At 54.3% G+C, this 12,786-nt stretch carries 14 protein-coding genes; 6 read left to right on the top strand and 8 right to left on the bottom strand.

All coding sequences use genetic code 11. The features are described from left to right. Window positions 1–106: 106 nt before the first annotated feature. Complete coding sequence (locus tag AC2Q8J_RS06670) at window positions 107–919, top strand: enoyl-CoA hydratase-related protein (RefSeq protein ID WP_424142673.1); 813 nt, start codon at window positions 107–109, stop codon at window positions 917–919. 20 nt (window positions 920–939) lie between these two features. Here AC2Q8J_RS06670 and AC2Q8J_RS06675 read toward each other — a convergent pair whose 3' ends face one another. From AC2Q8J_RS06675 to AC2Q8J_RS06700, 6 genes are all read right to left on the bottom strand, one after another. Then, window positions 940–2,460, bottom strand: coding sequence for a SpoVR family protein (locus tag AC2Q8J_RS06675; protein ID WP_486452462.1), 1,521 nt, complete (start codon window positions 2,458–2,460; stop codon window positions 940–942). Further along, on the bottom strand, window positions 2,457–3,683 hold the full coding sequence (locus tag AC2Q8J_RS06680) for a YeaH/YhbH family protein (RefSeq protein ID WP_486452463.1): 1,227 nt from the start codon (window positions 3,681–3,683) through the stop codon (window positions 2,457–2,459). The genes AC2Q8J_RS06675 and AC2Q8J_RS06680 overlap by 4 nt, the downstream gene beginning before the upstream one ends. A 33-nt stretch (window positions 3,684–3,716) precedes the next feature. Beyond that, window positions 3,717–5,639 carry a PrkA family serine protein kinase gene (locus tag AC2Q8J_RS06685; RefSeq protein ID WP_486452464.1) on the bottom strand — a complete coding sequence of 641 codons (1,923 nt, stop codon included), beginning with the start codon at window positions 5,637–5,639 and terminating at the stop codon, window positions 3,717–3,719. A gap of 271 nt (window positions 5,640–5,910) precedes the next feature. Continuing rightward, entirely contained in the window at window positions 5,911–6,618 is a 708-nt protein-coding gene (locus AC2Q8J_RS06690; RefSeq protein WP_204995205.1) for an SDR family NAD(P)-dependent oxidoreductase, read from the bottom strand. Window positions 6,619–6,645: 27 nt separating this feature from the next. Continuing rightward, a complete protein-coding gene (locus tag AC2Q8J_RS06695; RefSeq protein ID WP_036256633.1) occupies window positions 6,646–7,143 on the bottom strand; it encodes a 6-pyruvoyl trahydropterin synthase family protein in 498 nt (165 codons plus the stop codon). A gap of 10 nt (window positions 7,144–7,153) precedes the next feature. Next, window positions 7,154–7,684, bottom strand: coding sequence for a shikimate kinase (locus AC2Q8J_RS06700; protein ID WP_486452465.1), 531 nt, complete (start codon window positions 7,682–7,684; stop codon window positions 7,154–7,156). Window positions 7,685–7,829: 145 nt separating this feature from the next. Between AC2Q8J_RS06700 and pyrC the strand changes: the two genes are divergently transcribed. The 3 genes from pyrC to AC2Q8J_RS06715 all read left to right on the top strand — a co-directional run bounded on the left by pyrC (window position 7,830) and on the right by AC2Q8J_RS06715 (window position 10,191). After that, window positions 7,830–8,864: a dihydroorotase gene (pyrC, locus tag AC2Q8J_RS06705; RefSeq protein WP_348655288.1), complete on the top strand. Its 1,035-nt coding sequence runs from the start codon at window positions 7,830–7,832 to the stop codon at window positions 8,862–8,864. 3 nt (window positions 8,865–8,867) lie between these two features. Then, complete coding sequence (gene rnt, locus AC2Q8J_RS06710) at window positions 8,868–9,494, top strand: ribonuclease T (RefSeq protein WP_204995202.1); 627 nt, start codon at window positions 8,868–8,870, stop codon at window positions 9,492–9,494. A gap of 112 nt (window positions 9,495–9,606) precedes the next feature. Next, entirely contained in the window at window positions 9,607–10,191 is a 585-nt protein-coding gene (locus AC2Q8J_RS06715) for a superoxide dismutase (RefSeq protein ID WP_027874454.1), read from the top strand. A gap of 230 nt (window positions 10,192–10,421) precedes the next feature. On the opposite strand, the gene AC2Q8J_RS06720 is transcribed toward AC2Q8J_RS06715, so the two are convergent. Continuing rightward, a complete protein-coding gene (locus AC2Q8J_RS06720) occupies window positions 10,422–11,024 on the bottom strand; it encodes a peroxiredoxin (RefSeq protein WP_027874453.1) in 603 nt (200 codons plus the stop codon). A 243-nt stretch (window positions 11,025–11,267) separates the two neighbouring features. On the opposite strand from AC2Q8J_RS06720, the gene AC2Q8J_RS06725 reads away from it, so the two are divergent. Both AC2Q8J_RS06725 and bfr read left to right on the top strand, forming a co-directional pair. Then, a complete protein-coding gene (locus tag AC2Q8J_RS06725; RefSeq protein WP_027874452.1) occupies window positions 11,268–11,465 on the top strand; it encodes a bacterioferritin-associated ferredoxin in 198 nt (65 codons plus the stop codon). Between the two features lie 135 nt (window positions 11,466–11,600). Further along, the gene (gene bfr, locus AC2Q8J_RS06730; protein WP_027874451.1) at window positions 11,601–12,083 is read left to right on the top strand and encodes a bacterioferritin; all 483 of its coding nucleotides are present in this window, start codon (window positions 11,601–11,603) and stop codon (window positions 12,081–12,083) included. A gap of 65 nt (window positions 12,084–12,148) precedes the next feature. Here the strand turns inward: bfr and AC2Q8J_RS06735 are convergent, their stop codons facing one another. Beyond that, window positions 12,149–12,616, bottom strand: a complete 468-nt coding sequence (locus tag AC2Q8J_RS06735; RefSeq protein ID WP_286694436.1) for a hotdog fold domain-containing protein — start codon at window positions 12,614–12,616, stop codon at window positions 12,149–12,151. Window positions 12,617–12,786: the final 170 nt, after the last annotated feature.

Below are 12,786 nucleotides of genomic sequence, written 5' to 3' on the forward strand. Positions count from 1 at the left end.
ATACGCAGGCAAGGTAAAAGGTGTTTCGCTATCCGTGTGAACACACTGCTATCGATGGCGGCCGCTATGGCATAATTGCCGCGACGTAAACGAGGGAGAAAACCAAATGGCCATGCCAACGCTGCGCGATGCAACCTTGACCGTGGACGGGCGAGTCGCACTATTGTGTTTCCAGCGCGACGACATCCGCAACGCCCTAACGGGCAGCGCGCTCATCGACGACATCTGCGATACCGTCACTTGGGCAAACCAAAACCCCGCTATCTCCTGCTTAATTCTCACTGGTGAAGGCCGCGCCTTTAGTGCTGGCGGCAATGTAAAGGAAATGCGCGACAAGCAAGGTATGTTTGGCGGCAACCCGGCTGAGATCAGCGCCAGTTATCGCAATGGCATTCAACGCATCTCAAGAGCAATGCACAACGCCGAGGTGGTTACCATCGCTGCGGTAAATGGCGCTGCGGTCGGCGCTGGCTTTGACCTCGCCTGTATGTGCGATCTGCGTATTGGTTGTGACAGTACCCGCTTTGGTGAAACCTTCATCAATTTGGGGATCATTCCCGGTGACGGCGGGGCCTGGTTTCTGCAGCGCTTAGTGGGCTACCAACGAGCCGCCGAGTTGAGCTTCAGCGGGCGTATTATTGAGGCAGAGGAAGCGCTCTCTCTCGGCTTATTGTTGGAAAAGGTCTCAGACGACACACTCTTGTCCTGCGCCCAGGGCTATGCAAACACCTATGCCAGCAAGCCGCCACAAGCACTTAGGCAAACCAAACGTCTAATGAAGCTTGCACAACGCCAGGAACTGGACGATTTCCTGAGCGTTTGCGCCGATGTTCAGGCCCAGTGCCACCAAACAGAGGATCACATGGTGGCGGTAAATGCATTTTTTGATAAAACCAAGCCCGAGTTCAGCGGCCGCTAATTAGCACTTGCTGCTAGGCCCTAGCGCGCTGGGTTGACGTCGATGCGATCGACAACGCCCTCGCGCTCGTCAAACACTTCCATGCTGACCGTAAAGCCCCATAGCTTAGATAAATGCTTCAGCACTTCTTTGGCATCGTCGGTAAGCGGTCTGTCGCGCAGCCGGGTGTATCGCAGTAGCAGCGAGCGGTCGCCCATATGCTCATAGCGAAGTACCTGGATGTCCGGCACCGAAATATCGCGATTGTATTGCCGTGACAGCAGGCGCCGGACGTCACGGTAGCCCTCGTCATTGTGAATTGCGGCCACCTCGACAAAGTCGTTTTTTGCTTGATCTGCTATGGCAAAAAGGTGGAACTCGCGGATTAATTTTGGCGACAAATACTGCGCGATGAACGACTCGTCTTTGTAGTTACGCATCGCAAAATCAAGCACTTCGCGCCAATCTCGCCCCGCAATATCGGGAAACCAGGCGCGGTCCTCAGCATCCGGCGACTCGCAGATACGGCGCAAGTCGCGGAACATGGCAAAGCCGAGGGCGTAGGGGTTAATGCCGCTGTACGCGGGGTGATCAAAGCCCGGTTGCATGACCACATTGGTATGAGACTGAAGAATCTCGAACATAAAGCCGTCATCAACCAAACCGCGGTCGTACAGGGTGTTGAGCAAGGTATAGTGCCAAAACGTCGCCCACCCTTCGTTCATCACCTTAGTCATGCCCTGCGGGTAGAAATACTGCGCGAGCTTACGCACGATCCGAACGATCTCACGCTGCCACGTTTCCAGGGTGGGTGAATATTTTTCGATAAAGTACAGCAAGTTTTCCTGGGGCTCAGGGGGAAAATTTGCTGCCTCAGCAGGTGCATCGTCATCGCCCTGCTTTTCCTTGCGCGGCAATGTTCGCCAAATATCATCGAACTGCTTGCGCGCGTGTTCTGCGCGCTCGTGCTGACGACGCAATTCGTCCTGCGCTGAAAGTGGTGAGGGCCGGTGGTAGCGGTCCACACCATGGTCCATCAAAGCATGACAGGCATCGAGGGTTTCCTCCACACGATCAATGCCATATTTTTGCTCGCACTCAAAAATATACTTACGGGCAAATACCATGTAATCGACAATCGCATCAGCGCTGGTCCACTGCTTAAACAGGTAATTCCCCTTAAAAAAGGAATTGTGTCCATAGCAGGCATGGGCAATGACTAAGGCCTGCATCGGCATACTATTGTCTTCCATCAAATAGGCAATGCAGGGGTCAGAATTAATCACCAGCTCATAAGCCAAGCCACGCATTCCGCGGCGATAGGCTTCTTCGTTACGAATAAATTCCTTTCCGTAACTCCAGTGGGTGTAGCTGATCGGCAAGCCCACGGACGCGTAGGCATCGAGCATTTGCTCAGAGGCAATTACCTCAATTTGATTAGGGTAAGTGTCCAAGCCAAACTCTTTGGCGATGCTCGCTATCTCGCGGTCGTAGCTGCGCAGCAGGTCAAAATCCCAGTCGCCGCCCCGGGACAATTCGCGGTCTTTCACCGTCTCGCTCACGCCGCCTCCCGCTGGAATAATTCCCGCAGTACTGGATAGACATCGCGCCGCCCCATTACTTTGGCGACCGCAAAGTTTTCGCTGTGGATTTGGCTGTAGGCGGCACCCAGCGGCGTGATGCTACTGGCATTGTCCGGCACCTCTACGTAGGCGTAGTAGCGACAGTGCGGCAAAATATCGTCGCGCAACTTAGCCGCGCTGCGTTGCGGATCGCTGCCAAAGGCGTCGCCATCTGATACCTGCGCGCCGTATATATTCCACTGGTCTGGCGCATAGCGATCTTTAATAATTTCTTCGGCCAAATTAAGCGCCGACATCACTACCGTACCGCCGGTTTGGGGGTCGTGAAAAAATGCGTGTTCGTCAACTTCTTCGGCGTTTGACGTATGCCGAATAAATACCAGCTCGACATGTTCATATTTTCGATTGAGGAACAAATACAGCAAGGTAAAAAACCGCTTGGCCAGGTCCTTTTTTTGTTCCGACATCGACGCCGATACATCCATCAAACAAAACATAACCGCGCGACTAATTGGCTTGGGCTCCTTAACTTTATGCCGGAAGCGGAGGTCGTACTCATCCAAAAAGGGAATTCGATCGATGCGGTCTTTTAAGTCTTGAATTTCTTGTGGATCAGCACCGCTTTCCTCAAGCTCACGCAGTTCTCGTTTCAGCGGTGCCGCCAGTGCAATCTTCCTGGCCATGGCATTTTGCAGGCTGCGTCGCACCGACAAGTTAGACGGCACCCCCGACGGGGTATAGCCCGCGCGACGAAAAGTGAATTGTTTAGCGTCCCCCAGCACATTACGCGCTAAACGTGGCAGTTCCAGGTCGTCGAAAAAGAGGTTCATAAACTCCTCTTTTGACAGGGTAAACATAAAGTTATCCTGCCCCTCACCGCCTTCACCCTGGCCGTCCCCGCCCTCGCCTTCACCGCCACTACCCCCTTGGGGTTTAGCGATGCGATCTCCGGGGGAGAAACTGTGGTTGCCTGGGTGAACCATCTCCCGGTCGCCACCCTGGCCAATACGGAACTTCGGTTCGGAAATATCTTTTACCGGGATTCCCACCTCGCCACCACGCCCCATATCGGTGATGGAGCGCTCGGCGACAACGTCTGCCACAGAGCGCTTCAGCTGGGATTTATATCGCCTGATGAACCGCGCGCGGTTCGTCGCATTCTTGTTGCGGTCGTTCAGGCGGCGGTCAATAATCATCGACATATTCGCACCTTGCTTTAGACGTGGCAGTGTTAACTAGCCAGCTTTGCGTACGCGCAGATACCACTCTGACAACAAACGTACTTGCTTGGGGGTGTAGCCCTTCTCGACCATGCGGGTAACAAAGTTTTCGTGCTTTTTCTGGTCCTCATCGGAGGCTTTGGCATTAAAGGAAATGACTGGCAGCAGCTCTTCAGTGCTGGAGAACATTTTCTTCTCTATCACTTCGCGCAGTTTTTCATAGCTCGTCCAGTTCGGGTTGCGGCCCTCATTTTGAGCGCGAGCACGCAGCACAAAGTTAACGATTTCATTGCGGAAATCTTTCGGATTAGCGATCCCGGCGGGTTTTTCAATTTTCTCCAGTTCACCGTTTAAGGTGGCACGGTCGAAGATCGCGCCGGTTTCCGGATCTCGGTAATCTTCGTCCTGAATCCAGTAATCCGCAAAGGTCACGTAGCGGTCAAAAATGTTCTGACCGTACTCTGAATATGATTCGAGATAGGCCGTTTGAATTTCTTTACCCACGTATTCAGCGTAGCGTACCGCGAGCCAGCCCTTGATAAATTCTAGGTAGGTACGCTGCACATCCTCGGGCAGCTGCTCGCGCATAATGCGCTGCTCCAGCACATACATGAGGTGCACGGGGTTAGCCGCTATCTCGGCGTTGTCGTAGTTAAATACCGCCGACAGCACCTTGAAAGCAAAGCGCGTTGACATCCCGGTCATGCCCTCATCGATACCGGCATAGTCGCGGTACTCCTGGAAGGACTTCGCCGCCGGGTCGGTGTCTTTCAGTGACTCACCGTCGTAAACACGCATTTTGGAATAAATGCTGGAGTTCTCCGGCTCGCCAAGACGCGTCAATACCGAAAACTGCGCGAGCATTTCCAGCGTTCCCGGTGCACATGGCGCATCGGCCAGGGAGCTGTGGCGCAGCAGCTTCTGGTAAATTTTGACCTCTTCTGACACCTGCAAACAGTAAGGCACTTTGACGATGTATACCCGGTCGAGAAATGCCTCATTGTGCTTGTTGTTGCGAAAGCTCTGCCACTCGGATTCGTTGGAGTGAGCAAGTATTACGCCCTGGAAGGGAATCGCGGAGAAGCCCTCGGTGCCCTTGTAGTTTCCTTCTTGCGTCGCCGTCAGCAGGGGATGCAGCATTTTGATAGGCGCTTTGAACATCTCGACAAATTCAAGCATTCCCTGATTCGCCAGGCACAGGCCGCCGGAGTAGGAATAGGCATCGGGATCGTCTTGCGCGTAGCTCTCGAGCTTGCGAATGTCCACCTTGCCGACCAGAGTGGAAATGTCCTGATTGTTCTCATCGCCTGGCTCAGTTTTGGTAATCGCCACTTGCTTTAACACTGAGGGCTGAATGCGCACAACGCGGAACCGGCTAAGGTCGCCTTCATACTCGTCCAGGCGCTTGATCGCCCAAGGTGACGCCAGGCCACTGAGATAGCGCTCGGGAATACCGTACTCTTCTTCAAGCTGCTTACCGTCGCGCTGGGGGTCAAACAACGACAGCGGCGACTCGTTAATGGGCGAGCCTTTCAAGGCGTAGATCGGGTAGGCTTCCATCAATTTTTTCAGCCGCTCGGCGATCGACGATTTACCACCGCCTACCGGGCCAAGCAGATATAGCACCTGTTTGCGTTCTTCCAGGCCCTGCGCGGCATGTTTGAAAAATGCGACGATCTGCGCGATCACATCTTCCATGCCGTAAAACTCTTCAAAGGCTGGATAGCGGGCAATCAACCGATTGGAAAAAATTCGTGAAAGCCGAGGGTCACTGCGGGTATCTACAAGTTCTGGCTCGCCAATGGCTGCCAGCATTCGCTCAGCCGGGGTGGCGTAAGCAAGCGGATCGCTGCGACAAAGCTCGAGGTAGTCAGTCAATGACATCTCCTCGTCCTTCGCCTTCAGATATTGCTCGCGGACGTTATCAAGGATACCCATCGGTGCAATCTCCTTTCTGCGTTAACGCCACGTCGCTGACATTCCACTCGCGACGTAGCGCGACGACAGTTTCATGTGTGTGCGTCTTCACTCTACTCTGCTACGCAGAGATCATCTACTTCGATCCACAAAAAAAGACTACGCGATTACCGAAGTGTGGCTAGTGCATGTGCCAATAGAGTGCTTGGGAAAACGCTCGGCCTACAACTAGTGTAGACCGTAAAAACGCAGGGAAAGTGCCGCAGTAAAATTTACTGCGGGCGGAGAAATGCTAGTGCTCTATTTGACCGAGATTGGCATGGATTACCGCGCCACTAATCACCGGAGAGCGCGCACAAAAATACAAGGTATCGGCGATTTCTTGTGGATCTATCAAGCGCCCAGCCGACACATTGGCGGTGATTGCGGCAATCACCTCTGGGTCGTTGTTGATGTGCCCGCGCAGCATGGCGGTATCGGTAAAACCGGGACAAACACAGGCACTGTGGATACCGGTGCCGGCCAAGTCCTGCACCGTTGCTCGCATCAGCCCCACCAGACCATGTTTACTGGCCACGTAGGAAGCGCAGCCGCGCACGGCTTTTTCAGCGAGGGTTGACCCCACATACAAAATTGATGACCCCGGTTTCATGTAGGGAATCAGCACAGCATTGAGCTGCTGCGGAGCGACCAAATTGATCTGCAGTACCGCGGCAAAATTCTCGGCGGCGAGCGTGGCAACGGTATCGCTGTCTTGCCGCGCAGCATTGTGGATCAACACGATTTCGTCGGCACTTTCTGCAGCAATACTGAGCGCCTCCGCGGCCATACCCTCTAGCCAATCGATACGCCCCATGTCCACCGACAACTGGAGAACGCCCTCAATGTCCAGCGACCGCCGTGACAGGTTGATTACCCGGTACCCTTCCGCCAAAAAGCGCTCCACTGTCGCGCGGCCTATACCCTGGCTTCCACCACTGATTACTACTAATTTATTCACAATACCTTTCCATTCACAGTCGCCGAATCAATCGCGAGTCCAGCTTGCAGAGCCCCACTGACCCGGGCCCGAGGAAACCTTCATCACCAACTCGCTGATCTCATTGCCATCAATGAAAGGGGCGTCGTCGAGCAGGCGCTCCAGCACATAGCGAGCAAACTCTTCAACCGTGGTGTTGCGCAATGGCAGCAGTAAGGTGTCGGCCTTTAAAAACAGCAATTCCTCACCGTTAAATTCGGCGCGATAGTACTTGCCCTGTTCCTCAACACGCATATACGGCGACTGCGCGGGCAGCAGCGTGTACTCATCTAACTCTGCGCACAGCTTGCGCAGACGTTTTTTAATCTCCACGTAGCTAAAGCACATACCGTCCTCACCCACCTCCGCGGTCAGGTCGAGGCTAACCCGAAAATTATGGCCGTGCAGCCGCTCGCGGTCGGTCGCCGAAAAGATAGTAAAGTGAGCGCCGGAAAACTTCAGATCTTCCTTGCATATTTCAATACAGGTATGTCGCTTGATGGGCATCCGCCCCTCCTTATTCTTTGGTGTCGCTCTGGCGTTGTTGCCATTCGGCCGCTGCCAGCAAAATTTCTTCCGCCAGCTGCTGCTCTCCCCGGTCCAGCGCCGCCACGCGCACATCGGCCTCGCGTTCATATAAGGGCTGGCGTTCGGCGTACAGGGCCGATAAATCTGTTCCCGGTGCACAGGCAACGCCGCGCTCGGCAAAATTCCCCAGTCGCTTGGCCAGCTCGCTCTCTATAACATCAATAAAGACCACAGGCCCCAGGCGGTGCAGTTTCTTCATCACCGGCTGGCTGTATACGGCGCTTCCGCCGGTTGCGAGCACCACCCCGGAAAAATCCTCCGCCAATAATGCACGCTCCTCGGCTTCACGCAGGCCTAAATACCCTCTTTGCGCTAGCATCTGCGCCAGTGTCTGGCCTTCACGCTGCTCGATAAGCCGATCGCCATCCACAAACCGCAACCCGGTGCGCCGGGCTATATGCCGCCCGAGCGTGGACTTACCACAGGCGGGCATACCAATAAGACTAAGGGAATTGATCACTGAACTCGCTACCGCTGCTAATCTGCTATCTAGAGTGCCACAGAGCGCGAAGCACACGCAAAACAAAGCGCTGTTGCCCCGCAGTGACTTTAATCAAGCCCCTGAATCCTGTAGCATTTCGGCTCTACACAGCACAGGCTCAAGCATGCAAACCCTGCACATTACCCGCCCCGATGATTGGCATATCCACCTGCGCGATGGCGATGCCCTGACACAGACAGTTAGTGACGCGAGCCGCTATTTTGGCCGCGCCATTGTGATGCCGAATCTTACCCCGCCGGTTCGCAAGCTCGATGAAGCACGCGCCTATCACGAGCGCATTCTCGCAGCGATACCGGCCGAGCGAGCGAGCTTCACCCCGCTAATGGTGCTCTACCTTACAGACCGCACCCAGCCGGCCGATATTGCCGAGGCCAAGGCATCTGGTCTGGTTTATGCGGCGAAGCTATATCCCGCGGGCGCCACAACCAATTCCGACGCCGGCGTTACCGACGTCGATGGCCTGTGGCCGGTACTGGATGAAATGGCGAAGCAGGGTATGCCACTGCTGGTCCATGGCGAAGTCACCGATGCCGATATCGACATCTTCGACCGCGAAGCAGAATTTATAGAGCGCCACCTCAAACGTATTGTCGCCGCCTTTCCCTCGCTGAAAGTCGTTCTGGAGCACATTACCACTGCAGATGCCGCCGAATTCGTCGCCAATGCCGGCGAAAACGTCGCCGCAACAATTACCGCCCACCACTTGCTTTACAATCGCAACGACATGCTTGCCGGCGGCATTCGCCCGCACTATTACTGCTTGCCCATTTTGAAGCGCAACCGCCACCAACAGGCGCTTATTGCGGCGGCAACCTCGGGCAGCCCGAAATTTTTCCTCGGCACCGACTCCGCCCCCCACGGCCGCCATCGCAAAGAGGCCGATTGCGGCTGTGCCGGTTGCTATACCGCCTACGCGGCCATAGAGATGTACGCGGAAGCGTTCGAGGCAGCCGGTGCGCTGGATAAGCTAGAGGCCTTCGCAAGCTTCCACGGCCCGGACTTCTATGGTCTACCACGCAACCAGGATCAAATCACCTTACAAAAAGCCGACTGGCAAGCCCCTGAGGCACTGCCATTGGGGAACGACACGGTACGTCCGCTCCGCGCTGGAGAAACCCTGCGCTGGCAGGTAGCTTAAGCAATGAATGGCGATAAAAGCTTGATTGCACAGCGATTTCGGGGATTCCTGCCAGTGGTCATTGACGTTGAAACCGGCGGTTTCAATTGTCACACCGACGGCATTTTAGAAATTGCTGCCACCCTGTTGAGAATGGATGACGCGGGCAACCTCGAGCCCGATGAAACCCTCAGCTACAACATCGAACCCTTCGAAGGCGCGAATTTAGAGACCGCCGCCCTTGAATTTACCGGTATCGACCCCCATCACCCTGACCGACAAGCCGAGAAAGAAGTCACTGTGATGGGCGAGCTGCTGAAGAAAATCCGTCAGCAAGTCAAAGCCCACGACTGCACACGCGCAGTACTGGTAGGACACAACGCCCACTTTGACCTGGGGTTTGTAATGGCCGCGATTAACCGCTGCGGCATAAAACGAAACCCTTTCCACCCGTTTTCGGTGATGGATACGGCTAGCTTGTCAGGCCTGGCATACGGACACACAGTACTGGCCCGGGCCTGCCAACTGGCCGATATTGAGTTTGACAACAATGAAGCGCACAGCGCCGCGTACGACGCGGAAAAGACCGCAGAATTGTTTTGCCAGATCGTTAACCGCTGGCAAGACCTTGGCGGCTGGCGCTGGACATAAATTAAGTTATTGGAACTCCGGCACAGATCGGCGTCCAACACCGTAGAGATAACGCGGGCGAAAATACGCCCTCGACACCGTAAACACCCACTAAACGTCAGGAGAGACCCACATGGCTTTTGAATTACCTGCACTGCCTTACGACAAAAACGCACTTGAGCCCCACATTTCAGCGGAGACCCTGGACTTTCACCACGGCAAACACCACAACGCCTACGTGACCAAGCTGAACGAACTGACGGCCGGTACCGACAACGAAGGCAAGTCACTGGAAGAAATCATCAAATCGGCAAGTGGCGGCCTGTTCAACCAAGCAGCCCAGGTTTGGAACCACACTTTCTACTGGAACAGCCTGAGCCCCAACGGCGGCGGCGCACCCACTGGCGAGCTGGCAGCAGCCATCGACGCTAAGTTTGGCTCCTTCGACGAGTTCAAAGCCGCTTTCAACGCTAGCGCGGTCGGCAACTTCGGCTCTGGCTGGACCTGGCTGGTAAAAAACAGCGATGGCAGCCTCGAAATCGTTAACACCGACGACGCTGACACGCCTATCGCTCGCGACGGCCAAACGCCATTGTTCACCGCCGATGTTTGGGAGCACGCCTACTACATCGACTACCGCAATGCGCGTCCCAAGTACCTTGAAGGCTTCTGGAACTTGGTGAACTGGGAATTTGCTGCCGCTAACTTCGCAGCCTAATCCCCGCGACACTGCGTGTTGCAAAACCCCACTTCGGTGGGGTTTTTTGTATCTGCCTCCCGCGCCCCCTCACCTCACCACTCCGTCGCCACAACAGCGTTTAGCGCGGGGGGTTCTGTATACGCGCTTACACCTCGTCACCAGGACAGTCACCCACAAAAAAGCCCGATCACCTTGCGGTCATCGGGCTTTTTATAGGAACTTGCGGCTCGCGCCGCAGAGTCGCCGTATTACAGCTTGTCAGAGTTCTCTGACAGGTAAGCCGCTACACCAGTCGGTGATGCGTCCATACCTTTGTCGCCTTTATTCCAGCCAGCAGGGCAAACTTCACCGTGCTCTTCGTGGAATTGCAGTGCCTCAACCAAGCGCACCAGCTCATCAACGTTACGGCCGAGAGGAAGGTCGTTAACCAGCTGAGAGCGAACCATGCCTTCTTTATCGATCAGGAACGCGCCGCGGAATGCCACGCCACCTTCAGCTTCAACGTCATATGCACGGCAAATGTCGTGACGCACGTCAGCAGCCATGGTGTAGGTTACAGGACCGATGCCGCCATCTTTGATCGCGGTGTTGCGCCAGGCGTTGTGAGTGAATTGAGAGTCGATCGATACACTGATCACCTCAACACCCAGCTCGCGGAATTTGTCCATACGGTGATCCAGAGCGATCAGCTCTGAAGGGCAGACAAAGGTGAAATCCAGCGGGTAGAAGAACAGAACCGCGTATTTGCCTTTAGCCGCTTCGCTAAGCGTGAACTCATCAACGATCTCGCCGTTGCCAAGTACTGCCGCACATGTGAAGTCAGGAGCTGGTTTACCTACGAGTACACCCATGATGTTTACCTCCGGTTGTTTTCATTAGACAGTGCAATCACGCACTCTTAAAAAGGAGTAGACCGGCAATCATACACGCCGTCACAAACCAATCCCATTGAAAATTCTAATCGCCCCCATAGCCTGCAACTATGGCAACACCAACAAAAAATACCGAACACCCAAAAAGACAATTGACAAGCATTCTCATTTTCATTAACTTTAGAATCCTGAACACAACGACACCACACAGGTTCCAGCAACATGTACGTTTGTCTCTGCAAAGGCATTACCGATACACAAATTCGAGAAGCGATGGACAATGGCACCAGCAGCTTCCGTGAATTGCGCCGTGAACTTGACCTCGCCAGCCAGTGCGGAAAGTGCGGTTCCCTGGCTCGCAGCGTTTTTGACGCCCATCTCAGCAACTATGACGAATCCCTCTGTTACGCCGTTGCCTAAGACGAAAAGTAATTGAGAACGATTGGCTTTACCCTTCTAACATACCATTTAAAATCAACAACTTAGCTTGACTCACCCCCATAGCGCGTCCACACTATTGGCTATTCATACGCCACGATAATTAAGGACACAGCAATGAAAGGTGACGCTCAGGTTATCGCCCATCTCAATAAGGCACTTGGCAACGAACTGGTCGCCATCAACCAGTATTTTCTGCATGCGCGCATGTACGAGGACTGGGGCCTGAAAGAGCTCGGCGAGCACGAATACCATGAATCCATCGACGAAATGAAACACGCTGACAAGCTGATCAAGCGTATTTTATTTTTGGAAGGCATCCCCAACCTGCAAGACCTTGGCAAGCTGATGATCGGCGAAAATACCAAAGAAATGCTCGAGTGCGACCTCAGCCTGGAGCTGAAAGCCGTACCGGACCTCAAGGAAGGTATTAAGTACTGCGAATCAGTCGGAGACTTCGGCAGCCGGGAGCTGCTTGAGGAAATTTTGGAGTCTGAGGAAGAGCATATCGATTGGCTGGAAACGCAACTGGGCCTTATCGAGAAAGTGGGTATCCAAAACTACCAGCAGTCCGTTATGGGCGGTCTTGGCGACTCATAAGCCGCCACGTCACACTGCTAAGAAAGAAGGGCCCGCTCCTTATTGGAGTGGGCTTTTTTTGCGTGTTAGCTCTTCGGCTTCACCGGCGACACATGCATGCCGATCTCAGCGGTGAAGACGACCGTACCATCTTCTTCCTTTACCTCGACCTGCACCGGCACTTCGCCTTTTTCACCCACCTCGATCTCGCGCATGCTCGCATAGCCGCGCAGCACCCCTTTAGCAGGCTTTAAATAACGTACTGTCATTCCGGCGGGGATCCAGCGCATACCTTTGGGCATAGAGACTTCAGCGGTGATGCCGCCAACGACTTCGGCCAGATTACAAAGCGCGATCGCGTGAACCGTACCAATATGATTGTGAATAGAGCGACGCTCACGAATACGCACAACGCCATAGCCAACGCCCAACTCTTCAAAACGCGGAGAGATCGTGGAGAAGTAAGGCGCTTTCATGCATATCGCCTTAGAGAAAGCCAGCTTGCCACCGGGGTACGCTGACAACTTACGCCACATTTTCAATACAGAATTCATAATACTGCCTCCAGAACAAGGCCATCAGACTAGCACCGCGGCTAGTGCAAACCATTGACTTAAGCGCCTATCCGCTTTGTATTTAAAGCCAAGATTTTTCTGACGCGAACCTACAAACTCCCGCGATGAAGCCAACGCAATATCGCAGATGAAGCCGCCTTCTCTCAAAT

This window comes from Spongiibacter sp. C9W, assembly GCF_057370015.1.

Coding starts and splice junctions, on each gene's coding strand:
- AC2Q8J_RS06670 (WP_424142673.1), top strand. CDS start 107: ATGGCCATGCCAACGCTGCGCGATGCAACCTTGACCGTGGACGGGCGA.
- AC2Q8J_RS06680 (WP_486452463.1), bottom strand. CDS start 3,683: ATGTCGATGATTATTGACCGCCGCCTGAACGACCGCAACAAGAATGCG.
- AC2Q8J_RS06685 (WP_486452464.1), bottom strand. CDS start 5,639: ATGGGTATCCTTGATAACGTCCGCGAGCAATATCTGAAGGCGAAGGAC.
- AC2Q8J_RS06695 (WP_036256633.1), bottom strand. CDS start 7,143: ATGCCCATCAAGCGACATACCTGTATTGAAATATGCAAGGAAGATCTG.
- pyrC (WP_348655288.1), top strand. CDS start 7,830: ATGCAAACCCTGCACATTACCCGCCCCGATGATTGGCATATCCACCTG.
- rnt (WP_204995202.1), top strand. CDS start 8,868: ATGAATGGCGATAAAAGCTTGATTGCACAGCGATTTCGGGGATTCCTG.
- AC2Q8J_RS06715 (WP_027874454.1), top strand. CDS start 9,607: ATGGCTTTTGAATTACCTGCACTGCCTTACGACAAAAACGCACTTGAG.
- AC2Q8J_RS06720 (WP_027874453.1), bottom strand. CDS start 11,024: ATGGGTGTACTCGTAGGTAAACCAGCTCCTGACTTCACATGTGCGGCA.
- AC2Q8J_RS06725 (WP_027874452.1), top strand. CDS start 11,268: ATGTACGTTTGTCTCTGCAAAGGCATTACCGATACACAAATTCGAGAA.
- bfr (WP_027874451.1), top strand. CDS start 11,601: ATGAAAGGTGACGCTCAGGTTATCGCCCATCTCAATAAGGCACTTGGC.
- AC2Q8J_RS06735 (WP_286694436.1), bottom strand. CDS start 12,616: ATGAATTCTGTATTGAAAATGTGGCGTAAGTTGTCAGCGTACCCCGGT.